This window comes from Mycobacterium sp. ELW1, from assembly GCF_008329905.1.
GTDB lineage: Bacteria > Actinomycetota > Actinomycetes > Mycobacteriales > Mycobacteriaceae > Mycobacterium.
The window spans coordinates 5,992,624-6,013,766 of the sequence record NZ_CP032155.1 but is presented as its reverse complement, the minus strand read 5'-3'; the positions used below and the strand labels follow the sequence as shown (position 1 = coordinate 6,013,766).

General features: G+C 67.6%; 24 protein-coding genes and 1 pseudogene. 12 read left to right on the top strand and 13 right to left on the bottom strand.

All coding sequences use genetic code 11. The annotated features are described in order from the left end of the window. Window positions 1–76: 76 nt before the first annotated feature. A complete protein-coding gene (locus D3H54_RS28885; RefSeq protein WP_149383093.1) occupies window positions 77–1,546 on the top strand; it encodes a flavin-containing monooxygenase in 1,470 nt (489 codons plus the stop codon). Here the strand turns inward: D3H54_RS28885 and rraA are convergent. The 5 genes and pseudogenes from rraA to D3H54_RS28860 form a co-directional block, all read right to left on the bottom strand. Continuing rightward, window positions 1,543–2,025: a ribonuclease E activity regulator RraA gene (gene rraA, locus D3H54_RS28880; protein WP_149383092.1), complete on the bottom strand. Its 483-nt coding sequence runs from the start codon at window positions 2,023–2,025 to the stop codon at window positions 1,543–1,545. The two genes, D3H54_RS28885 and rraA, sit on opposite strands and share 4 nt — an antisense overlap. A gap of 2 nt (window positions 2,026–2,027) precedes the next feature. Further along, on the bottom strand, window positions 2,028–2,492 hold the full coding sequence (locus D3H54_RS28875; protein ID WP_286199038.1) for a hypothetical protein: 465 nt from the start codon (window positions 2,490–2,492) through the stop codon (window positions 2,028–2,030). 56 nt (window positions 2,493–2,548) lie between these two features. Next, on the bottom strand, window positions 2,549–3,058 hold the full coding sequence (locus D3H54_RS28870) for a copper resistance CopC family protein (protein WP_149383091.1): 510 nt from the start codon (window positions 3,056–3,058) through the stop codon (window positions 2,549–2,551). Beyond that, window positions 3,055–3,746, bottom strand: a pseudogene (locus tag D3H54_RS28865) (YcnI family copper-binding membrane protein). Before D3H54_RS28865 ends, D3H54_RS28870 begins: the two are co-directional and overlap by 4 nt. Continuing rightward, a complete protein-coding gene (locus tag D3H54_RS28860; RefSeq protein WP_115317776.1) occupies window positions 3,746–4,402 on the bottom strand; it encodes a DUF6474 family protein in 657 nt (218 codons plus the stop codon). The pseudogene D3H54_RS28865 and the gene D3H54_RS28860 overlap by 1 nt, the downstream one beginning before the upstream one ends. Window positions 4,403–4,572: 170 nt before the next feature. Here D3H54_RS28860 and D3H54_RS28855 point away from each other — a divergent pair, with 170 nt between their 5' ends. From D3H54_RS28855 to D3H54_RS28845, 3 genes are read left to right on the top strand one after another with little or no spacing between them, the layout of a single operon-like run. Next, on the top strand, window positions 4,573–5,577 hold the full coding sequence (locus tag D3H54_RS28855) for a hypothetical protein (protein WP_149383090.1): 1,005 nt from the start codon (window positions 4,573–4,575) through the stop codon (window positions 5,575–5,577). Window positions 5,578–5,619: 42 nt separating this feature from the next. Continuing rightward, entirely contained in the window at window positions 5,620–6,111 is a 492-nt protein-coding gene (locus D3H54_RS28850; protein WP_149383089.1) for an ImmA/IrrE family metallo-endopeptidase, read from the top strand. Then, a complete protein-coding gene (locus D3H54_RS28845) occupies window positions 6,108–7,253 on the top strand; it encodes a hypothetical protein (protein ID WP_149383088.1) in 1,146 nt (381 codons plus the stop codon). Before D3H54_RS28850 ends, D3H54_RS28845 begins: the two co-directional genes overlap by 4 nt. Window positions 7,254–7,297: 44 nt before the next feature. Here the strand turns inward: D3H54_RS28845 and D3H54_RS28840 are convergent, their stop codons facing one another. The 4 genes from D3H54_RS28840 to D3H54_RS31370 form a co-directional block, all read right to left on the bottom strand. Further along, window positions 7,298–7,696 carry a transcriptional regulator gene (locus tag D3H54_RS28840; RefSeq protein WP_099245366.1) on the bottom strand — a complete coding sequence of 133 codons (399 nt, stop codon included), beginning with the start codon at window positions 7,694–7,696 and terminating at the stop codon, window positions 7,298–7,300. 325 nt (window positions 7,697–8,021) lie between these two features. After that, a complete protein-coding gene (locus D3H54_RS28835) occupies window positions 8,022–8,810 on the bottom strand; it encodes a TMEM165/GDT1 family protein (protein WP_149383813.1) in 789 nt (262 codons plus the stop codon). 297 nt (window positions 8,811–9,107) lie between these two features. Beyond that, window positions 9,108–9,641, bottom strand: coding sequence for a peptidase (locus D3H54_RS28830; protein WP_149383087.1), 534 nt, complete (start codon window positions 9,639–9,641; stop codon window positions 9,108–9,110). A gap of 164 nt (window positions 9,642–9,805) precedes the next feature. Then, window positions 9,806–9,967: a hypothetical protein gene (locus tag D3H54_RS31370; protein ID WP_165760953.1), complete on the bottom strand. Its 162-nt coding sequence runs from the start codon at window positions 9,965–9,967 to the stop codon at window positions 9,806–9,808. A gap of 514 nt (window positions 9,968–10,481) precedes the next feature. Between D3H54_RS31370 and D3H54_RS28825 the strand changes: the two genes are divergently transcribed. Together D3H54_RS28825 and D3H54_RS28820 are read left to right on the top strand one after the other, a co-directional pair. Continuing rightward, a complete protein-coding gene (locus D3H54_RS28825) occupies window positions 10,482–11,534 on the top strand; it encodes a DUF4328 domain-containing protein (RefSeq protein WP_149383086.1) in 1,053 nt (350 codons plus the stop codon). Window positions 11,535–11,538: 4 nt separating this feature from the next. After that, the gene (locus tag D3H54_RS28820) at window positions 11,539–12,360 is read left to right on the top strand and encodes a glycerophosphodiester phosphodiesterase (RefSeq protein WP_149383085.1); all 822 of its coding nucleotides are present in this window, start codon (window positions 11,539–11,541) and stop codon (window positions 12,358–12,360) included. On the opposite strand, the gene D3H54_RS28815 is transcribed toward D3H54_RS28820, so the two are convergent. From D3H54_RS28815 to D3H54_RS28805, 3 genes are all read right to left on the bottom strand, one after another. Beyond that, window positions 12,357–13,526 carry an LCP family protein gene (locus tag D3H54_RS28815; protein ID WP_149383811.1) on the bottom strand — a complete coding sequence of 390 codons (1,170 nt, stop codon included), beginning with the start codon at window positions 13,524–13,526 and terminating at the stop codon, window positions 12,357–12,359. The two genes, D3H54_RS28820 and D3H54_RS28815, sit on opposite strands and share 4 nt — an antisense overlap. A 73-nt stretch (window positions 13,527–13,599) precedes the next feature. Next, complete coding sequence (locus D3H54_RS28810) at window positions 13,600–14,367, bottom strand: CPBP family intramembrane glutamic endopeptidase (protein WP_286199036.1); 768 nt, start codon at window positions 14,365–14,367, stop codon at window positions 13,600–13,602. An 18-nt stretch (window positions 14,368–14,385) separates the two neighbouring features. Continuing rightward, window positions 14,386–15,156, bottom strand: coding sequence for a DUF2470 domain-containing protein (locus D3H54_RS28805; RefSeq protein WP_149383084.1), 771 nt, complete (start codon window positions 15,154–15,156; stop codon window positions 14,386–14,388). Window positions 15,157–15,251: 95 nt separating this feature from the next. Here D3H54_RS28805 and pheA point away from each other — a divergent pair, with 95 nt between their 5' ends. Both pheA and D3H54_RS28795 read left to right on the top strand, forming a co-directional pair. Further along, complete coding sequence (pheA, locus tag D3H54_RS28800) at window positions 15,252–16,172, top strand: prephenate dehydratase (protein ID WP_149383083.1); 921 nt, start codon at window positions 15,252–15,254, stop codon at window positions 16,170–16,172. Continuing rightward, window positions 16,169–16,855: a histidine phosphatase family protein gene (locus D3H54_RS28795; RefSeq protein WP_149383082.1), complete on the top strand. Its 687-nt coding sequence runs from the start codon at window positions 16,169–16,171 to the stop codon at window positions 16,853–16,855. The genes pheA and D3H54_RS28795 overlap by 4 nt, the downstream gene beginning before the upstream one ends. A 7-nt stretch (window positions 16,856–16,862) precedes the next feature. Here the strand turns inward: D3H54_RS28795 and D3H54_RS31980 are convergent, their stop codons facing one another. Continuing rightward, the gene (locus D3H54_RS31980) at window positions 16,863–17,060 is read right to left on the bottom strand and encodes a hypothetical protein (RefSeq protein WP_149383081.1); all 198 of its coding nucleotides are present in this window, start codon (window positions 17,058–17,060) and stop codon (window positions 16,863–16,865) included. 209 nt (window positions 17,061–17,269) lie between these two features. Between D3H54_RS31980 and D3H54_RS28785 the strand changes: the two genes are divergently transcribed. From D3H54_RS28785 to D3H54_RS28770, 4 genes are all read left to right on the top strand, one after another. Continuing rightward, a complete protein-coding gene (locus D3H54_RS28785) occupies window positions 17,270–17,530 on the top strand; it encodes a hypothetical protein (RefSeq protein WP_115317765.1) in 261 nt (86 codons plus the stop codon). 93 nt (window positions 17,531–17,623) lie between these two features. Next, a complete protein-coding gene (locus tag D3H54_RS28780) occupies window positions 17,624–19,180 on the top strand; it encodes a S53 family peptidase (protein ID WP_168215125.1) in 1,557 nt (518 codons plus the stop codon). Beyond that, window positions 19,177–20,397: a zinc ribbon domain-containing protein gene (locus D3H54_RS28775; protein WP_149383079.1), complete on the top strand. Its 1,221-nt coding sequence runs from the start codon at window positions 19,177–19,179 to the stop codon at window positions 20,395–20,397. Before D3H54_RS28780 ends, D3H54_RS28775 begins: the two co-directional genes overlap by 4 nt. Then, on the top strand, window positions 20,394–21,137 hold the full coding sequence (locus D3H54_RS28770; RefSeq protein WP_149383078.1) for a hypothetical protein: 744 nt from the start codon (window positions 20,394–20,396) through the stop codon (window positions 21,135–21,137). The genes D3H54_RS28775 and D3H54_RS28770 overlap by 4 nt, the downstream gene beginning before the upstream one ends. Window positions 21,138–21,143 lie beyond the last annotated feature (6 nt).

Below are 21,143 nucleotides of genomic sequence, written 5' to 3'. Positions count from 1 at the left end.
AGCTGTACTTTACAACGTGTTGATTTTCTCGACAGAGTGTTGACCTATTCAACACGGTGTTGATAACGTCGCCGCCATGACTGAACACGTCGATGTGATGATCGTGGGCGCCGGCATCTCCGGCATCAGCGCGGCCTGGCACCTGAAGGACCGCTGCCCGGGCAAGAGCTTTCTGATGCTGGAGCGCCGGGAGAATCTCGGCGGCACATGGGACCTGTTCAAGTACCCGGGCATCCGGTCGGATTCCGACATGTTCACCCTGGGCTTCCGGTTCAAGCCGTGGACGTCGGAGAAGTCGATCGCCGACGGGCCGTCGATCATGTCTTATCTCAAGGACACGGTGCGCGAGTACGGCATCGACAAGCACATCCGATTCCGAAACCGCGTGCTCCGCGCCGAGTGGTCCAGCGCCGACAACCTGTGGACGGTCCGGGTCGAAGCGGATGGCGAGCAGAAAGACATCACGTGTTCGTTCCTGTTCGCCTGCAGCGGCTACTACAACTACGACGAGGGCTACTCGCCGCAGTTCCCCGGCTCCGACGAGTTCACCGGGACCATCGTCCATCCGCAGCACTGGCCTGAGGATCTGGATTACACCGGCAAGCGGATCGTCGTCATCGGCAGCGGCGCGACCGCCGTGACTCTCATTCCAGCCCTTGCCAATTCGGGCGCCGAACACGTCACGATGCTGCAGCGTTCACCGACCTACATCGGGTCGCTGCCCGACGTCGACCCGTTCGCGGTACGGATGAACAAGCTGCTGCCCGCCAAACCCGCCTATGTCGCCAACCGGTGGAAGAGCATCGTGTTCCAGTCCATGCAGTACCGGCTGGCCCGGCGGTTCCCCAACTTCATGCGCAAGCAGTTGATGACGATGGCGCAGCGCCGGTTGCCCGAAGGCTACGACGTGAACAAGCACTTCGGGCCGAGCTACCGCGTGTGGGACGAGCGACTGTGCTTGGCGCCCAACGGCGATCTGTTCCGCACGATCCGCAAGGGCCGGGCAGAGGTGGTCACCGACACCATCGAGCGCTTCACGGCTACGGGAATCAAGCTCGCCTCCGGCCAAGAGCTGGCGGCCGACATCATCGTGACAGCAACCGGTTTGAACCTCCAGTTGTTCGGCGGCGCCGAGATCGCCATGGACCTCAAGGCGCTGGACCTCAACACCACGATGGCCTACAAGGGCATGATGCTCTCCGGCGTGCCCAATATGGCGTTCACCATCGGCTACACCAATGCGTCCTGGACGCTGAAGGCCGACCTGGTGTCCGAATTCGTATGCCGCGTCCTCAATTACATGGACGCCAACGGATATGACCGAGTTGCTCCCAGTCAGCCGTCGGCCGATATCGAGGAACGCCCGCTGATGGACTTCACGCCGGGCTACGTGTTGCGCGCACTCGACCGGCTCCCCAAGGCCGGCTCCCGCGCACCGTGGCGGCTCAAGCAGAATTACCTGCTGGACCTGCGGCTGATCCGGCACGGCAAGGTCGCCGACGAAGCGCTGAGCTTCACCAAAAACCGTGTCGCAGTAGGGGTTTAGCTCGCAGCGGTGACGACGATTCCGTCGTCGTCACTGTAGGCGATGTCGCCCGGCGTGAAGGTGACGCCGCCGAAGCTGACCGGAACATCACGCTCGCCGTCGCCGGTCTTGGTGCTCTTCCGGGGATTGGTACCCAGTGCCTTGATGCCGATCTCGAGAGTCCGCAGGGTCGATGCGTCGCGGACCGCGCCGTGCACGATGAGCCCGGCCCAGCCGTTGGAGCGGCCCAGCTCGGCGATCACGTCCCCGACGAGCGCGGTGTGCACCGAGGCATCGCCGTCGATCACCAGGACCCGGCCGTCACCGGGTTCGGAGAGCACCGACTTCAGCAGCGCATTGTCTTCGAAGCAGCGCACCGTGCTGATCGGTCCGGCGAATTCGGTGCGAGCGCCGAACTGCCGGAACTGCACATCGCAGCTGCGGACGTCCGGGCCGATGTCGTCGACGAGATCGGCGGTCGGACGGAAGGTGACCGCCACGCTCACTCCGCGTTCCGCTGGCGCAGCCGGCGCACCAGCAGAGCGATCAGCACCGCCGCCGCGAAGGCCACCGCGAACGGCAGCGGGGAGCGCGAGGGTTCCGGCGCCGGCACGATCGCCGGGGTGGAGACCGGGTCGGTGGCCTGCTCGACCGACGATTTGGCGTTGTAGGCCGCCGCCCGGGCGCCCTCAGTCAGCGGCGCAGAGCCGTTGTCCGAGGCAGTCGCAGCGGGCTCGGCAACCGGTGGTGGTGGCGCCACCTTCTTCGCCGGTGCCTTTTTCGCCGGTGCCTTCTTGGCCGGCTCGGCGGCCTTCGCGGGCGCCTTCTTGGCCGGTGCCTTCTTCACAGCCTTCTTGGCCTGCGCTTTTTTGGCCGGCGCTTTTTTGGCGGGGGGCGTTGCCGGCGCCGGCGGCCCCGGCGGCGTGGCGTCGCGACCCTCGTCGGGCAGGTCCTGCGCGTCTGCCATCAGGTGCGCTCCTCTTCACTAACTCGTCGCCGGCAGTGGCACCCATCATGCCAGGGTCACGTTCGGCGAAGCCGCGACCAGATCAACCCGAGGGCGATGACCGCCACGGCACCGACGATGAACGGCCAGACCGGCAGCGCGCGGTCTGCAGATGGTGTCGACGCCGTCGCCGACGGGCCCGGTGAGCCGCTGCCCGCGACGGTCATGGTGAACGCCCAGGAACCGGACACCACGTGACCGTCTGCCGAGGTCACCCGGTAGTTCACGGTGTAGGACCCGGCCGGGCCGAGTGGGCGCACCCCGACGCTGACCGTGGCGCCCTGCACCTGCGGGGTCCCGTCGGACCACAGGTTTCCGTCGGGGCCCACCACGGTCATCGCGGCGAAATCGCTCTGCAGCTGCTCATTGAAGGTGGCACTGATGCGCGTCGGTGCCGTGGACAGCGCCGCATCCGGTGCCGGGTCGGCGGACACCCGCACGGCGTGTGCCCAGGCAACGGCCGTTCCGCCTACCGCCATCGCGGTGATCAGCAACGCCGTGGCGACCAACCGCCGCAACGCGGTCATGTTCGCCGGCGGGCCAATGCGACGCCGACGCCGATCGCCGCCACCAGCAGCGCACCGCCGGCCAGTGCCCGCGCGGTGTTGTCGGCGCCGCTATGTGTCGGGGCTTGCGCGTCGGCTGCCGGCGCGGCGCTCACCGAGGGACTCGCGGTCCCGGGTGGCGTCGCGTGGTACTCCTCCGGCTCGTGCGGGCCGGCGGTCAGTGGCAAGACCGGGGCCGGATATTCGGGCTCGCCGCCCCGGGCAGCGGTGGCTGGTCCCAGTTGACTTTCGTGCCGTCGGCGTAGGTCTGCGTCACCGGGAACGACACCGAATCGGCGTCGGGCAGTTTGATCGACACCGGAAACAGTTCGAACTGACTGACGCCGATACCCGCGTTGGGCGTCGCGGTGAACGTCACGGATCGATAGGCGCCGCTGGCCGGGTCGCGGTCCAGGGTCGCGGTCCAGCCTGCCATCACATCGGTGCTCGCCGATGAGACGTTGGGCAGTGTGATCGTGATTTTTGTTGTCGGAACGCCTTTTTCGGATTCGTTGGGGACCTGGAAGGTCACCAGTGCGTAGTCGTCACGCACGGCGTGATCGGCGTTGACATGAACGTGCGCGCCGGCGGTCGCCGCGACTGTCCACGAGCTCAGGGTCAGCAGCGCGGCCAGGGCCGTCCCACGGGTCACCACCCGATGGAGTGCCATCACAGCACGCCGAGGCGCGCCATCAGATCGGCGTCGATTCCGTCGAGTTGTTCGGCGATCGCGGCGTGAGCATCGCGGCGGCGTTGGCCCGGCATGTTCTCGGCGGCCGGGATGGCCGCCGACAGGGCGTTGAGCCGTTCGGTCATCGCGGCGACGAACTGCTTGGTCTCGGCGTCCTTGGGCTTCTTCTCGGCAACCATCCGCAGCGAGTTCTCCGCGCCGGCGATGCGGGCCGACAACTGGCCGCCCTGACCGGAGAACTGCCCGAGCTGACTCAGCGGGACGCCGAGACGGTCGGCGCGCCGCTCATCGATGATGCCGCGGGCAGCGATCGCGGCGCGGTAGGCCACCGGGACGATGACCGGGGCGAGCAGCCGGGACACCGTCAGCGCCCGCCGCACCCGAGTGGGCGACAGAAGTTTGCCCTCGCGGACCGCCTTTAGTTGCGCCTCGGCGACTTTCACCGCCGCCCGGTCGGAGTCACGGGCGGCCTTCAGCTGCGCCTTGAGCACCTTGTTCTCGGAGCGCTCGGCGGCCTTGATGCGGCGGACCTCGTTGCGGGCCGACAGCTTGGCCTCGAGCTTGGCGCGGGCCTTGATCGCACGAGCCTCCGCGCGGCGCGTCGCACGGCTTTTGCGCTTGGTGAACAGGCCCATACCTGATGCCTCCCGAGTAGGTCGTCGGCGATCGGCGAGACGCGCTCGCGATCGGGTCAGCTAACCCTATCGCCCGGCTCAACGGGGCCTATCACGACCTGCGGATATGCCACAATGATCCCGAACCGTCCGACGCGGCGCCGACCTGCGCCGCTAACTCGAGGAACGTCGTGACCCGCTCGCCGATGGGTGCCGCAGCGATTAGCTGGGTGATCGCGTGCGGTTTGCTCTGCGGTGGTGGAGCCGTGTTCGCGGCGACGCCGGCCACCGCCAGCCCCGGCACGGTCGGTAGCAGCGACGGCGAGCAAGGGGCTGCGCCCGGCCCGGACAGCAACACCTCGCCGAACGGCAAGCGGGACAGCGGCCGTGGACACAACGGACCGCACAAGCCGCGCGGCAGCGGCACCAGCTCGGGCATCGACCGGCCGGACGGCGGCATTGCGAGCGCCCCCCGCCGGGTTCTTGCACCGGCCGGCCAAATTCCCGGCGGCGGTTGGCATCCCGGCGATCCCGGTGGGCCGTCGAGCTGGCCGTGTCTGCCGTTCCCGCATTTCCCGCCGATCGTGCTCCCGCCGCTACCTCCGCTGCCGCCGTTGCATTGGCCGCGGGCCGCAGTAGGGGACGGTGTCGGCGTCGAGGCGCCGCCGAGTGCGCGTATCGCACCGCCGCCCGAGGCCGGTGGCGGTGGTGGCGGCAGCGGCGGCCTGATCGACGCCGCGCCGCGGACGATTCCGCCGCCCGGGGAGCCGGGCGAGCCGGGGGAGCCACCCGTGGTCAGCGCCGAGAGCGGCGCGGTGGGGTCGAGCGGATTGACACCGCCACCCATCACGATGCCCCCGTTGATCGGACTGCCTCCGGTACTCGAGGTGCCGCTGCGTCCGGTCGGTCCGGGTTCCGAGCCGGCCCCGCGAAGCGGGCCCGGGAGGGAATCCCCGTCGACGCGTGAACGGCCACCCGCCACGTCCACGGGAGCCGGTACAGAAGTGCCGCCGTCGTCTAGGGTTGGCTATCCGAAATACCTCCAAGATGCCAAGATCGGCGAGGTCGCGGCGGTAGCCTTACCCGGTTTCGCCGGGCTCCTCGCTCTGACCGGACTCGGCGGATTTCTCGGATACCGCCAAGCGAAGGCCGGCCATCTCGTACGGGCCGCCGGGACGACGCGGTTCATGCAGTAGCGCAGTTCGCATCGCAACCCGCCGTCGGGGAAGGGGGACGAGATGTCGGCCAGTCGCCGCGTCACGACTGCGGTCAACGACGTCCTTGACCTTGCGCCCCGCCAGGGGGAGATCTCCCTGACCCGGTTGGTGGCGGCCGTCAGCGCCGACCGCGGCCGTCCGATCGAGGTCACGATGGCCGACCTACCTGCCGGCGTGTGCGGTCAGTGGCGCCAATACGCCGATCACGACGTGTTCATGATCCAGAACGGCCTGCCCACCTGGGACCGCACGCTGGCCCACGAACTCGGCCATCTCGTACTCGGGCACTACGGCATTCCGGTCACCGAAGCCGCCCGCGACGTCGCCGAGTTGGCCAGCGACGATCTCATCGGCTACATGCTCAACCAGCGCACAGGATGCATGGGTCCCGGGGGAGAGGACATCGAGCAGGAGGCCGAGGATTTCGCCGCTCTGCTGCTGTACCGCCTGGGCCGCTCACCGTCGGATCGGTCGTCGATCGTGCAGGTTCGCCTCGGAGAGGCGTTTGGTTGATCGTCTGGTTGATCGCCGGTCTGCTCGGGATGGCCACCGGCCTGCGCATCGGGTGGGCACTGGTCAACAAACAATCGGTGGTCAGCTCCGCCATGATCCTCGCCCTGGGCAGCCTGGCCGCGGTCGCCGCGTTGAACTGGCCTCCGCTGACCCTGTTGATCGACAGCGCCCTGCACTGGTCCAACATCTCCATCGGGCTGAGCCAGCTTGCGCTGATCGGCTGCGCGGCGGGCAGCTGCGTGATGATCACCAGCGTCGCCTCGACCCGCAGCCCCGCAGCGATCCGCCGGATCGCCACCGCCCAGTACGCGGTGGCCGCGGTGATCGGTATTGCCAGCCTGGTGCTGTTCTTCCTGTCCGGTCAGCAGCCGGAGATGTCGCCGGAGGAATATCTGCGGCGCAACCTCGGGTCGACCAATACCTCGCTGCCGTGGCTGTTACCGCTGCTGTACGTGATGCTGGCCTTCACGCTGGTGCTGTGGGCGGGCATGCGCCATTCCAATCGGACCCGCCGCGGTCGCGCACTTTTCGTGTTCACTGTCGGCATCGCACTGCTGGTGGCGGCTACCGCGTTCTTCCTGATCCGCGCTGTGGGTACCTCGCGCCTCGTCGGCGTGGGCACCGCGGCTACCCTGCTGGGCGCGGCGATGGCGATCGTGGCGGCAGGATCGCTGTTGCCCGCGATCGAGGACTGGTTCGGCGGTCGGCGCGAACTGCGTCTCATCGATCCGCTGCTGACCGAGCTGGAGCGACGGCAGCCGGAGGTCGGGATCGGTGAACGGCCTCGTGGGCCATTGATTTTCCGGGTGGCCGAGCGGTTGTCGTTGATTTCCGACGCGCTGTACATGGAGGCCACCATGGCCGAGCATCTACGCGCCGGTGGGCCGGACGGCGCAACGGTGGACGTGCTGGCCGACGTCGAGCGCACCGGCGTGAGCCCCGACGCGCAGGCGATGGCGATCGCCAAGTGGATCCATGCCGGCCGCCGCACACCGCGGGTGGCGCGGCCCGCGGGCCAAGGCAAGTTCCCCGGAATGAGCTGGCTCGGGCAGCCCGAAAGCTATTCGGACCGGGAATGGATCCTCGAAATCGCCCGGCAGTACCGCGCGCTGGAGCAGCGCAAGCCAACCGTTGCGCTGTGAAAGAAACCTAACGTTGCCGACTGTCCCGTTCGGGCAGTAGCGGGCTAATCGTCGAGGTGTTCCCGACGGCGGAGCTCGTCGACCTTGCTCACGATGTCCTGCTGGGCCTCCGGGGACAGCCCGACGGTACGCGCGGCAATGCGACGCACACCCTCGTCACGCATATTGGCCAGCCAGGTCAGTTCCTTGTCGAGCTTCTCGTAGTACTCGTCGTCGGTGAAGTACGCCGGCTTGATACGGAAGAAGTTGGCAAGCGCCGTCATGGTGGTGGATGACGGATTCGTCCGGTTGCCTGAACGCAGCTGAGACAGGTACGGAGCCGACATCGTGATGCCCTCGGACTTCAGTGCGGCGATGACTTCCGCGGAGGTATGCGGACCCCGGCCGGGCGGATACACCGTGTCGAACAGGCGATTCAGTCGCGCCGAGAACGTCGTGCTCATCTTCTTGACCTCCACATGCGCCAGGAGCGGTCGATTCCGTTGGCTTATTTGCTGATCATCGTAGCGACACATCCGCTGACAACCAAGTGCAAACTACTAGATAATTGACGCGCGCGTGGTTTTTCCGAGATGCGGCAAACAATGAGGCGGGTGATTCGCGTGGTGAACAGGTGCTCGGAACGGGACCTTAGGCAAAGAAACGCCAGGTTGGGCGCATCTTGGCACAGCGCGCGATCGATTTTCGCTCAGTCAAGAACCTGAGAGTACCCTGAGCAACCGCGTCTGTAGCGGGTGGTTGCCGAAAACCGCTTTGCTGTAAGTGCGGTTATGCCGGCTCGGCGGGACGCTTCGACACCGATCCCCGGCCGCCGTCACCGCCGACCGCCGACGTCGCGGACTCGGGGGCGTCCTCGGGAGTCGGTGCCACCTCGGGTGCCGGCCGCAGGACGGCCGGGCGCAGACGGGGCGGCAGCGCCCGCAGTGCGGCCGCGGCCAGCGCGACCACCCCGACCGAGATGGCCCCGATGACGATGCCGGATGTCGCCGGGAACGCGCCCTCGATCAACATCGACACGCCGAACACGAGGAACAGCGCCGCCGCGCCCAGCTGGATCAACCGCTCGGGGAGGTGCTTGCCGGCCAGCGCGCCGACGAGGATGGCCAGTGCGTCGGCGGCCACCATGCCGATGGTGGATCCGATCCAGACGCCGACCCAGTCGTTGTCGGCGGCGAGTGTGATCGTCGCGAGCATCGTCTTGTCGCCGAGCTCGGCCAGCAGGAACGCGGACGTCACGGCGAAGAAAGCCGGTGCGCTGTTGCGCTGGGCCTTGGTGGCCTCGTCGTCGGACAGCTTGTCGCCACGCAGCGTCCACAGACCGAACAAGACGAAGGCGACGCCGGCAAGGATGCCCAGCAGATGCGTCGGCAGGGCCGCGCCGAGGTAGTGGCCGACGGCGACCGAGATCAGGTGTACCGCCGTGGTCGCCACGGTGATGCCGGACAGCACCACCCACCAGCGATGGCGCAATGCGAACGTCATGGCCATCAGCTGCGACTTATCGCCCAACTCGGCGACGAAGATGACGGCGAAACTCAGTACCAGTGCGGCAAGCACCCGAGACTCCTCGATCGGGTGGCTGTCGTCAGGGGCGGTACAGATGCCTCCGGCCGGCAACCACTAATGGTCTAACGGCCGAAGGTCTCGCCCACCGGATACCTGTACCGGCCGAACAACCGGGCCCGCGATGGATGCCAGGCCAGTATGTCGATTGTCCGATTGGGGGCTACTCCCCTTCGCTGGCGCCAACTCTACGTGCAGCGACGCAAGGCCCGCAACTCGTGATTCACGAAAGCCCAACCGCAGCAATAAATTTGGTGCACCGTCCCGGAAAGTTCGGGTGCCCTCACAACCTCACGCGGCAAGCAACATCGCCAGGATCGCCGTGTCCGGATGGCTGATCGGGTCGACGCCGACTCGGCTGACCATGCCGGTGATGGTGCCGTCGGACTCGGCCTCGACCCAGGCGGCGCGGTGTTCCAGCCCCAGATGTGGAATGCCCGGCAGTAGGACGCACCCCGACGCCGCACCGGTGCATTCCGGCAGTGACGGCGTGGTCTCCGAGGGGGGATGCAACATCAGCAGGGCGGGCGGCTGACGGTCGGCGAAATGTCCTGGTGGAACCGCGGATTCACCGACCACCGTGCCCTCGGCAAGGACCAGACCGACGGTGCCCGGGTGCGGCTTGTCCGGCAGTTCTTCCCTGACTCCGAAAATCGTTGTCGTGGAGAGCAATCCGGGCAGAGAGGCGACGCGGACCGCGACCATCAGAAGCTGGGCCCACTCCTTGGTCGAGTTCGGCCAGCGGCCGGAGACCACGAAGCCCTTGAGGGCACCACGAGAATGAAATGGGGCGACTTCGACCGAACGCCCGGAACCATTTTCCATCTCGCCTCCGCGACACTCGGTATGCCAGTGCGACTCGACAGTGGGTCGGTTCGATTCAGGATGCGGTACGTAGCGCGTGGCACGCAAGCGGACACGAGTGCTAACGACAGAGAAATCGCCGTGGGGTGGACACGCCGGGGCGCGAGCTCAGAACGGAACGGCGCTCAGAACAGAACGATGAGGGCGAGGATGCCCAGCAGCACGAGGGCGATGACGCCGGCACGCAACGCGGCCAGCATGTACGAGCGGTTACAGGTCGCAGACGGGGCATACCAATGCGACTGCTGTGAACCGGACTGCGCCCGGTATGGCTGCTGATACGCCATCACACCGCCCTGACCAGCATGTTCAACTACCGCCCCTAGTGAAAATCGTCACAGGTTACCTGTGAGCGCGATCATAACCCCATCCGCGGCGGTTAGAAAATTGGCCCACCACGTTGACCAGCGCGCAAAAAATTTCTGTTTGGTTTTTCGCGGCACGGGGTATTGAAGATCACAGTCGGCCCGGAGGCGTCGGCGTGTCGTTCGGCGCGTCGCGGCCCTCTTTCGGACGGTTAGCGTGGCAACCGATTTCGCTCGCCCGTAACCAAGTTGTTGATCGGCGCGCTTCGAGACCGCGCTGTTATCCACAGATACTGCCCGTCTCCATGGCGAGATGGTGCGCTCAACGCCCATCGACCGGGGTTGAGCGCTGTGGATAAACCTGTGGAAACTGTGGATAGCCGATCATTGCTGCACGTCCCGAAAGGCCGTACATGCACTGCGTGCCACAATTCCGGTTCGACGGCGGACCGCCGGGTCGCTCCGACTCGCGGTCACGCTCGCTAGGCTGGTCGGCGTGATTCAGGTGTGCTCCCAGTGCGGAACGCGGTGGAACGTGCGCGACCGCCAGCGCGCCTGGTGCCCCCGCTGCAATGGCGCTCTGATGGCACCGACCGGTCCGCCGGATCCGCGCTGGAGCCCGGGCGCTACCACGCATCCGCCGACGCGTAGTCCCGCGCCGCAGCCCGGCGCGCCGCGGCTGCCGTCGGGATTCCGCTGGATAGCGGTCCGGCCCGGGCCGCCCCCGCCGCCCCGCCGTCGTCGTCGCCATCTCGGACCGACGCCCCGCTACGCCTACATCCCGCGCTGGGGCCTTGCCGACAATCTTCCGCAGGCCCCCGTGGACGCCGAGGCCACCGCGAAAGAAGGGCCGGCGCTCGTCACCGTCCGCGCCGCGCTGCTGTCGGCGATCGCCATCTTCGGCCTGGCCGCGGCGATCCACATCGTTCGCTACGTGTTGCTGTTGATCAATCGGACGACGCTGCTGCCCCCGCTGGTTGCCGGCGCGGCGCTGTGGCTCGGCGTGTTGGTCAGTCTGGCCGCGATCGTGTCGGTGATCCTGACCGCGGCCGTCATGGCGTGGTGGTTGATCACTCGCCGCGCGGCGGTCTATGCGCACCTCGGGCAGGACGACCCGCGTCCGGCGTGGGCGCTGTGGGCCGGCTGTCTGGTACCGATCGTCAATCTGGTGTGGGCGCCGGTGTACGTCATCGAGCTTGCCCACGCCGAGCAGACGCAGGCCCGGCTACGTGGACCCATCGCCGCCTGGTGGATCGCGTGGGTGCTCTCGACCGCGGTGTCGATCTTCGGGATCGCCACCAGCTTCACCACCAAGCCGCAGGGGATCGCCGACAACACCGTGACGGTCGTCATCGCCTACCTGCTGGGTGCGGCGGTCCTGGTGTTGTTGTGGCAAGTGTTCAACGCGTTCGTGCGCAAGCCGGTCGAACGGCCGCTGCACCGGTGGGTGATGGTCGGACAAGGCCGGCCCGGTAGCGATCAGCCCGGGCCCGCCGAAGCGGAAACGCCGCCAGCGGTTGAGCCAGACCAGCAGGAACCGGCAGCATAGGCGTATGCACTCGGCCGGCGAACCGCACGGCGGGCACCCCTTCGTGGTGGCCCACCGGGGCGCGTCGGCCGATTGCCCCGAGCACACCCTGGCCGCCTACGAACTCGCCCTGGCCGAAGGTGCCGACGGAGTCGAGTGCGATGTCCGTCTGACTCGCGACGGCCACCTGGTGTGCGTGCACGACCGGCGGGTGGATCGCACCTCGACCGGCACGGGTCTGGTCAGCGAGATGACACTCGCCGAGCTCAAGCGGCTGGACTGGGGTGCCTGGCACAGCAGCGCCGGCTCCGATAAACCGCCGGAGGGAACCGGGCTGCTCACCCTCGACGACCTGGTCCGGCTGGTTCTGGACTGGAACCGGCCGGTGAAGATGTTCATCGAGACCAAGCATCCGGTGCGCTACGGCGGCCTGGTCGAGAGCAAGGTGCTGGCCCTGCTGCATCGCTACGGCATCGCCGCGCCGGCCTCCGCCGACCTGTCCCGCGCGGTGGTGATGTCGTTCTCGGCCGCCGCGGTCTGGCGGATCCGCCGTGCCGCACCGCTACTACCGACCGTGCTGCTGGGGGAGACGTCGCGTTATCTGGGCGGCAGCGCCGCCACGACCGTCGGGGCCACGGCGGTCGGTCCGTCCATCACCACGCTGCGCGAACATCCCGAACTCGTCGACCGGGCGGCCGCCCAGGGCCGGGCCATGTACTGCTGGACCGTCGACCACTACGAGGACGTCGGGTACTGCCGCGACCTCGGCGTCGGCTGGATCGCCACCAACCATCCGGGCCGGACCAAAGCCTGGCTGCAGAACCCGCTGGCGGTCCCCGGCGATTAGGGCTGCGCGTCCAGCACCGATTGCGGGATGGCCGAATCGGTGCGCAGCGCCTGGAACAGCTGGTCGGCAGCGTCGGAATCCCACACCACCACCGAGCCGGAGTCGTTCCCGGTGAACTCACCGATCGGCACCGTGATCGCGGTGGTCGAGCCGTGCAGCGCCCAGCCCAGCTGAGCCAGATCCCAGACATGATCACCGGTGTCGACAGTGAGCGACCCGACGGCGGCGTCCGGCACCGAGTACCAGCGCCAGGGATTGAGCCACACCAGCGGACTACTCGCCCGGTGCATCACGGCGGCCATGAACTCGCGCTGATGCACCATCCGGTCCAGGTCTGCTCGCGGCGTCGCGCGGGTGCGGACGTAACCCAGCGCCTTGCTCCCGTCGAGGGTCTGACAGCCCGCAGGCAATGTGATCCCGGCCAGCGGATCGTCGATCGGGTCGGCCGGGCACACGTCGACACCGCCGAGCGCGTCGACCACCACGGCGAAACCGTCGAAACCCACTTCGGCGTAGTGGTCGAGGTGCAGCCCGGTCGCTTCTTCGACGGTCTGTGCCAGCAGCGGCGCGCCGCCCTCGGCGAAGGCGGCGTTGATCTTGTCCTTGCCGTGGCCGGGAATGTTCACGTAGGAGTCCCGGGGCAGCGACACCATCGTCGTCGGTGCGCCGGAGCCCAACCCTGGGATGTGAACCACCAGGATCGTGTCGGTCCGGCCGTTGCCGAGGTCTCCGCCGGTGGCCAGCTGGGCTTGTTGCTCGGGGGTCAGCCCGGCCCGGCTGTCGGACCCGACGAGCAGCCACGTGGTGCCCGCACCCGCCGCCGGCCGGTCGGCGTAGTCGAACACGGCGACTCGGTGCAGTGAGGACTCGATCCAGATGGCACCGCCGACGAGTCCGCCGACCGCGAGCAGGACGACGATGATCAGTGTGGCGAAAATCCTTCGGCCCCAACGCTTCTTGCGCTTTGGCGGAGCCGTTGCGACCGGCGGTGGAGGTGGAGGTCGCCGAGGTGGGGGAGGTGGCGGGGCCGGACGCGGTGGTGGCTGCCGGGGCGGCGGTGGTGGCGGCGCCTGGCGTGGTGGTGGCGGGGGCGGTGGTGGCCGATGGCCGGGATCGCGGCGGATGACCTGGGAGGGTTCACGGCGCGGCGGTGCGGCGCGCGGTATCCGCTCGGTCGGCGGATCCGGCGCGGGTCGCGGCCGCCAGTCGTCGCTCACCAGGTCAATTTACGTGCCGGACTCACCTGAGCCAGCCAACATGACCGGCGAGTGCGACGTAACCCACGAATGCGACGGTGTCGATGACGCCATGCGCGATCACCAGCGGCCACAACCGCCCCGTGCGGCACCAGGCATAGCCGAAGACCAGGCCCATCACCAGGTTGCCGAGGCCCGCTCCGAAGCCCTGATAGAGGTGGTACATCCCGCGCAGAACGCTGGACACCAGGATCGCCCGGTTCTGGCTGAATCCCAGTTGCTTCAACCGGGTGATCAGGTATCCGACCACCACCACTTCCTCGGCGAAGCCGTTGGCGAACGCGGAGAAGATCAGTACCGGGATGCGCCACCAGGTGTCGTGCAGTGCCGACGGCTCGACCTGGGCGTTCATCCCCAGCCAGCGGGCGGCCAGATACAGCAGCAGGCCGGGGATGCCGATCAGCGCCGCCAGACCCAGACCGCCCAGGATGTCCGAACGCCAGCGCACCCGGCCGAGCCCGAGTCTCGCCGGACTGGTTCCGCTGCGCCACAACAGATACAGGCCGAGTGCACCCCAGGCCACCAACTGGGCGACGGAGGCCAGGTTCAAGCCGAGATTGATCAGGTCATACCGAGACAGGTTGGGATTCAACCGAACTCGGCGTCCGGCCAGTCCGGACAGAACACCGTCGAGCAACTGCAGGATCGCGGTGACCGCGCTGACACCGAAGGTGACCGCGAGCATCACGCCGATTTCGATGCGCAGCCCGCGCCGGTCGGTGGCGAGGAAATCGTCGCGGGGCGCGGTCACCCCGACACGGTAACGGCCCTACATGCGGCGGGCGCGCAACCCGTTGACGAACGGGCAGCCCATCAGCAGCCGGATCGCGCGACCCAGCGCCGGGACGTCGTGCACCGGAGCGCTGAACGGCAGGCGGACGTCGTGATCACCGTCGGTGCTCTCGACGCGTAGCCGCACGCCGTAGCGGTCCAGGCCCAGCGGCCGCACCCGCCCGCGCCGGAGTTGGGCGGGCAGCTTGCCGGCCAGCCTCGCGAGGACCTCGGGATGGTCGTTGTCCAGATGGCGCAGCCAGGCCGATTCGAACTCGCAGAACGGGTCCGGCTGCGCCGCCAGCAGTTCGTGCAGACAGACGGTTTCGGCGCCGGCGGCATCGGCGACGACGACGGACTCCACTTCCAGCAGGAGCAACGCCTGCCCGGATCCGATGTCCAGCAGTGCCGGGTTGGGGTGGTCGGACGCGATCATGTCGACCATCGTGCGCACCGCATGACCGGGCACGCTTTGGACTCGGCCGCGGATCCATACCAGCGAACGCACCGGCTCCCGCAATGGCAGCGGGGCGTAGTCGGTGAGCTCGAGCACCGCCGCGATGCCGTCGGTCCCGGCGCAGCGGGCACGGGTCGCGAGTGCCGACTCGGCGTCCAGGCTGACCGCGAAGGATCCGCCGGGCAGCAGATGGTGCAGGGGAGTGGTGGCGGGGGCGACGTCGTCGGCGACCAGCATCGCTCCGGCCGCTCGCGCACAGGCACTACGGACGCGTTCGGCGGTGGTTGGTGTTGTGAGCGTCGCTGAGGTCATCGCGCACCTTCCGGTTAGTGAGGTAAGCCTAAGTTAACTATCGACGTGTGGTCGCGCAAGGCTTTCCCGCGAGAAGGAACCGATAGGGTTGAACCGTGGCCCGCATCGCCTACCTCGGTCCCGAGGGCACGTTCACCGAAGCGGCACTGCTCAAAATGTGCGCGGCCGGTGTCATTCCGGGTGACGGTGCCGCGCAGCCCGAGCCGACAGACAGCACCCCGGCGGCACTGGCGGCCGTCCGGGCCGGCACAGCGGACTTCGCTTGCGTACCGATCGAGAATTCGATCGAAGGGAGTGTGCTGCCGACCCTGGACAGCCTCGCGACCGGTGTGCCGCTGCAGATCTACGCCGAGCTCACGCTCGATGTCGCGTTCAGCATCGTGGTCCGTGACGGCCAGGACCGTGCCGCCGTGCGGACCGTTGCGGCGTTTCCGATCGCCGCCGCCCAGGTGCGTCGCTGGCTGAGCGAACATCTGCCGGATGCCGAACTGGTCCCGGCGCACTCGAACGCGGCCGCCGCTCAGGAAGTGATCGCCGGCCACGCCGACGCGGGGATCAGCACCGCCCTGGCCGCGCAGCGCTACGGGTTGAGCACGCTGGCCGACGGTGTGGTCGACGAGCCCAACGCCCGGACGCGGTTCGTCCTGGTCGGTCGGCCCGGCCCGCCGCCGCCGCGCACCGGCGCCGACCGCACGTCGGTGGTGTTGCGGATCGACAACACCCCCGGGGCGTTGGTGTCGGCGATGACCGAGTTCGGGATCCGCGACATCGATCTGACCCGCATCGAATCCCGGCCCACCCGAATCGAATTGGGCACCTACGTGTTCTTCCTGGATTGCGTCGGTCACATCGACGACTCCGCGGTGGCCGAGGCGCTCAAAGCGCTGCATCGCCGTTGCGCCGACGTGCGCTTCCTGGGGTCGTGGCCGACGGAGTCGGCGACCGGTGCGACACCGCCGCAACCCGACGAAGCGGATCGCTGGCTGACCCGGCTCCGAGAAGGTGAACCGACATGAGTGGGCGACTGATCCTGCTGCGGCACGGGCAATCCCACGGCAACGTCGAACGCCGCCTCGACACCCGTCCACCCGGTGCGGACCTGACCGACCTCGGCCGGGAACAGGCGCGGGAATTCGCCTTGTCCCGCGGTCGGCGCCCCGGGCTCCTGGTGCACTCGGTCGCCCGGCGGGCCGCTCAGACCGCTGAGGAGATCGGCACGCAATTCCGGCTGTCCGCCGAGGAATTCGACGGCATCCACGAGGTGCAGGCCGGCGAGCTGGAGAACCGCAACGACGACGATGCGATCGCGGAGTTCAATGCGATCTACCAGCGCTGGCACCAAGGGGAACTCGCGGTGCCCATGCCCGGCGGCGAGAGCGCCAACGATGTGCTGGAGCGCTACCTACCGCCGATCACGGATCTGAGGTTGCGCTACCTGGACGATCACGCCTGGACCGACGACATCGTCGTGGTCAGTCACGGCGCGGCGATCCGGCTGATTGCGGCGACCCTCGCGGGGGTGGAAAGCAGCTTCGTGCTCGACCATCATCTGGCCAACGCGGAGTCGGTGGTCCTGGCGCCAATCACCGACGGCCGGTGGAGCTGCGTGCAGTGGGGATCGCTCAGCCCGCCGTTCTACCCGGAGCCCGACGCGCATCCGATCGAGGATGCGCTCGAATCGATCGACCCGATGGGCTGAGAAGACCTCACACAGCCAACGAGTGGGTCGTTTGCTGAGAGCAGGCACACCCGACCGCGTCGCAATCGATCACCAACAGGTGAAGTACCAGCTCGGGGCCGTCGCAATCCGGCTCCGTGCACTCGCCGCGATGCAGGTCGTGGACGATCAAGGTACCGTGGCAATGTGCCAGGCCAGCAGCGCATTCTCGGCAACTCGATTCCATGGTTCGTTCCTAGCACTGCGGTCCGACACGGCGTGGTTGCCACGCTGACGCCAGCAAGCAAATTTTCGCCCGTCGCGAAATTAGCTATGCAATAGCTGGTGTGGTGAGATATCTTGAGTGTCCTCGGCCCTTCGGGGGTGGGCTGGTTAACTGCCGGGCCAGCCAGCTATTCGACGATCAACCCCGGCAATACGAAGTAAGGACTGATCATGATGTCAGGTCGTTTGACTCGACAGATCGCGCTTTTTGCTGGCGGCCTCGCGATTGTCGGGATGGGCACGCTCACCGCTTGCGGTAAGGACAAAGAAAAGGCGCCGGAGAGCACCACGCCGACCACCACCAGCGCGCCTGCGCCGTCGCCCACGGAGAAGGCTGTGTCGCCTGGTGGCGCCAACTCCTTCACGCCGACGGTCAAGGCTCCGCCGGCACCGACCGCGCTGCCCGGCAACGTCATCACCGGCGGTAACTAAGCCGCACGGTCGGTATCCGTCCGCAGCCACCCTCCGCCGACAGTGATCGGGGTCAACCGCCTCAGGGCGCTGTCCGCGGTGGGGTTGCTCGGGATGCTGACCGCCGCTGTAGTACTGGTCGCTGATCCGCACCGTCCACCGGCACCCGCCGACGTCGGTGCGATCAGCGGCCCGTACGCGTCTCTGCTCGCCAGTTCCGTCGATCTCGGCCCGGCGCGCACCGATCACGTTCAGCTGACTGCCGCGCTGCGTGACGATTCTCGGCCCGATCTCTTGATGGGATGGGCTGTCCAACAAAACCTTTCAGTGCGCTGGCGCCCGGGCGACAGCTGGGCGATTGTCGAGGGTGCGCCCGACGCGGTATCCGGCGCATTCGATGTCGACGTTCACGACTACCGCGGCAAGCGTGGCCAGGTGTTCTACGCCTCCCCCCAGCAGCCGTCGGTGCCGCAGCCGCTCAGCGTGGAGGTGGCCGGTCTCGGCCGCATCCTCGGTTACACGCCGCACCGCGAGTCCAAGGTCTGGATGCTGCCGCTGGAGGTGCCCGACCAAGGGCTGAACCCCAGCGCGCTGCTGCGCACCTACAACGCGATGCCGTTGCACGACAAGGGCTACACCGGCAAGGGCACCACGGTCGTGGTGTTCGCGTTCGACGGCTTTGACCAAGCTGACCTCGACACTTTCGCGACGACCTTCAACCTGCCGAAGTTCACCCCGGATGTGGTGGGTGGCATGCCCTCGGCGCGACGCGGCGAGGCGACCATGGATCTCGAGGCCATCCACGCGATCGCCCCCGACGCCAAGAAGGTGCTCGTCAATGCGCGGTCCACCGTCGAGGGCGACGGTTCCTACGAGAAGATCGCCAAACTCATGGAGGACACCGAGCGCACCTACCCGGGCGCGGTGTGGAGCTTCTCCATCGGCTGGGGTTGCGACAAGCTCATCACCGCCGCCGACCTGGTGCCGGTGCGCGCGGCGTTGTCGTCCGCACATCGTTCTGGCACAACGGCTTTCGATGCAAGCGGTGACCTGGCCGGTCTCGACTGCAAGGGTGGCGACGAATGGTCGGCACCGCCGAGTGACAACGATGTCGGACTGGACGCGGTCGCGTCGATGCCGGAGATGACCGACGTCGGCGGCACGACGGTGTCCACCGACGACAAGGGGGACTGGCTCGCCGAGCAGTCGTGGTTCGACCCGCCGCTGTCACAGGGCACCGGCGGCGGTGTGTCAGCGCTCTTCGAGCGCCCCGAATGGCAGGAGCATCTCAGCGCCCCCAAGGGCGACGGCAAGCGGCTGACCCCCGATATCGCGGCCGTCGCCGACCCGTTCACCGGCGTGCAGATCGTGTTCAACCAGCAGGTGATCGTCGGCGGCGGTACCTCGCTGGCGGCGCCCATCTGGGCTGGATTGACCGCATTGATGAACCAGTTCGTCGTCGACAAGGGCGGCTCCTTGATCGGCAACATCAACCCCGTGCTCTACGCCATCGCCCAGGGCACACCGCTGCCCGCGTTTCGCGACGTCGTGCTCGGCGGTAACGCGGTGGCCAACGCCGGACCGGGCTACGACCTGGTCACCGGCCTGGGCACTCCCAATGTCGAGAACCTGGCGCAGAATATTCTTGTGACCCAAAAGGTGGTCGGATGAGTTCGCCGGAGAACGGCATCGACGACGTTCCGACGATGGAATGTTCGGTCTGTCAGATCGACGTCCCCGCCGGGGCGTTCTGCGGCTACTGCGGCTCCCACGCAGCCGACGAACCCCACCGCGGACCGCGCTGGCTGGGTCGGCTTCGTGGCGACACATTCGGCGCATCGCCGGGGGAGAGCGTGTTGCTGCCGGCGATCGCCAGCTCACTGTTCCCGCACCTGCCGCAGCGGTCCCGGACGCCCTTCCGGGTGGGGCTGGCACTGGTGCTCGTCGGGCTCGTCCTGTTCGCCGTCGTGAAGATGCCCGCGGCGTTGATCACCGTCGCCGCGCTCGGCTTGCCGCTGTTGTTCGTGCTGTACCTCGCCGAATCAGCGGTATACCGCGACATGTCCACGTGGTCACTGCTGCTGGCCGGCACCCTGGGGGCCGCGCTCGGCGTGGGCTGGACGCTGTTGACGGGTCAGATGGTGGCCCGCGCCTATGGCGTGCCGATGGCCGCCGGCATGGCGATACACCACCTCGTGCGCGAAGGCATGATCATCCCCGCCGGCGGGATGATCTTGACGCTGGTGCCCACGGTTCTGGTGCGGGTGCTGCGGCCGAACTCGCGAGAGTCCCTGGACGGGTTCGTCGTCGGGGCGCTGTCCGCGCTGATGTTCGCCGCCGGTGCGACCCTGACCCGGTTGGCACCGCAGTTCGCCACCGGGCTGTTGGCGCGCGGTCGTCCGATGAAGGGTCTGCTCGTCGAGGCGCTGCTGTGCGGGGTGACGATTCCACTGACCGCCGCGGTCGCGGGCGGGATGATCGGTATCGCGTTGTGGTTCAAGGGCCAGACCTCCAACCCGCACGAGCACCCGGGCCGGACCCGTGCGGTGCTGTTCGCGCTCGCGATCGTGGTGGTGGTGATTCACACCGGGGTCGCGGTCACCGACATCATGGGCATGGAGCAGCTCCGGATGCTGGCCGTCCACGTCGTGATGACGATGGTCGTGCTGGTTCTGCTGCGAATCGCATTGCAGCTTGCCCTTCTTCACGAAGCGCACGATCCGATCGAGCTGGACGAGCCACTGTTGTGCATCCACTGTCAGCACGTGGTTCCCGACATGGCCTTCTGTCCGGCGTGCGGCGTGGCCACCAGAGCGTCGTCGCGTGCGTCGCGCCATGAGCGGCGTGAGGTGCGCCCGGTCCGGCAGGTCGCCGCGGAGGGGTCGTGACCACACCCTCGGCCACATCCGGCGAGGAGAAGTTCGTCGGTTATGCGCTGCCGGCCGGCCTCTACGTCGCCCAGGAAGTGCGGCGCCCCAAATTCAGTCGCACGGTTGGGATTTGGATGGCGGGGATCGTCGTCGTCGCTTTGATTCTGGTCGGGGTGTCGCTGACGGTCACCAAGAAGGTTCCGCGCTACATGTGCCCGCCCGAGTGCGGTGCCCCACCGATGGGCACGCCCGTCACGGGACTTCCCCGCTTCACCGCGGCGGACGGCTCATTCTCGGTGTCGTATCCGACCGCGAATTCGGCCTACGAGATCTCCACCGCCGACAACGGCGTGACCGCGAAGTTCACCGGCGGGGATACCGGTGTGCTGCAACTGTTCTCCGAGCCGGCCAACGGCCGCGACCCGCAGACCATCGCCCGTGATCTGCTGAAGAAGAAGTTCCCCGACGCGAAGATCGCCTACGAGATTCCCAACGCGATGGTCGGCTATCAACCGGGTTACGGCGAGGTCGCCGACACTTGGCCGCAGGGGACGTCCAACAGCTACATCCGCCTCCGCACCGTGCTGCTGGTGGCGATCAAGAACGATTTGGCGCTGGTGGCCGGCGCTGTCGGCCCCTACCATGCGTTCGGCCCCGATTTCGGCCCCGGCTTGCCGTCAGGCGTCAATCTGCAGATCGCCCAGGATATGGGTAAGTACGTCAACAGCTTTGCCTGGCAGGGTGACCCGCCGCGCTGAAGTGAT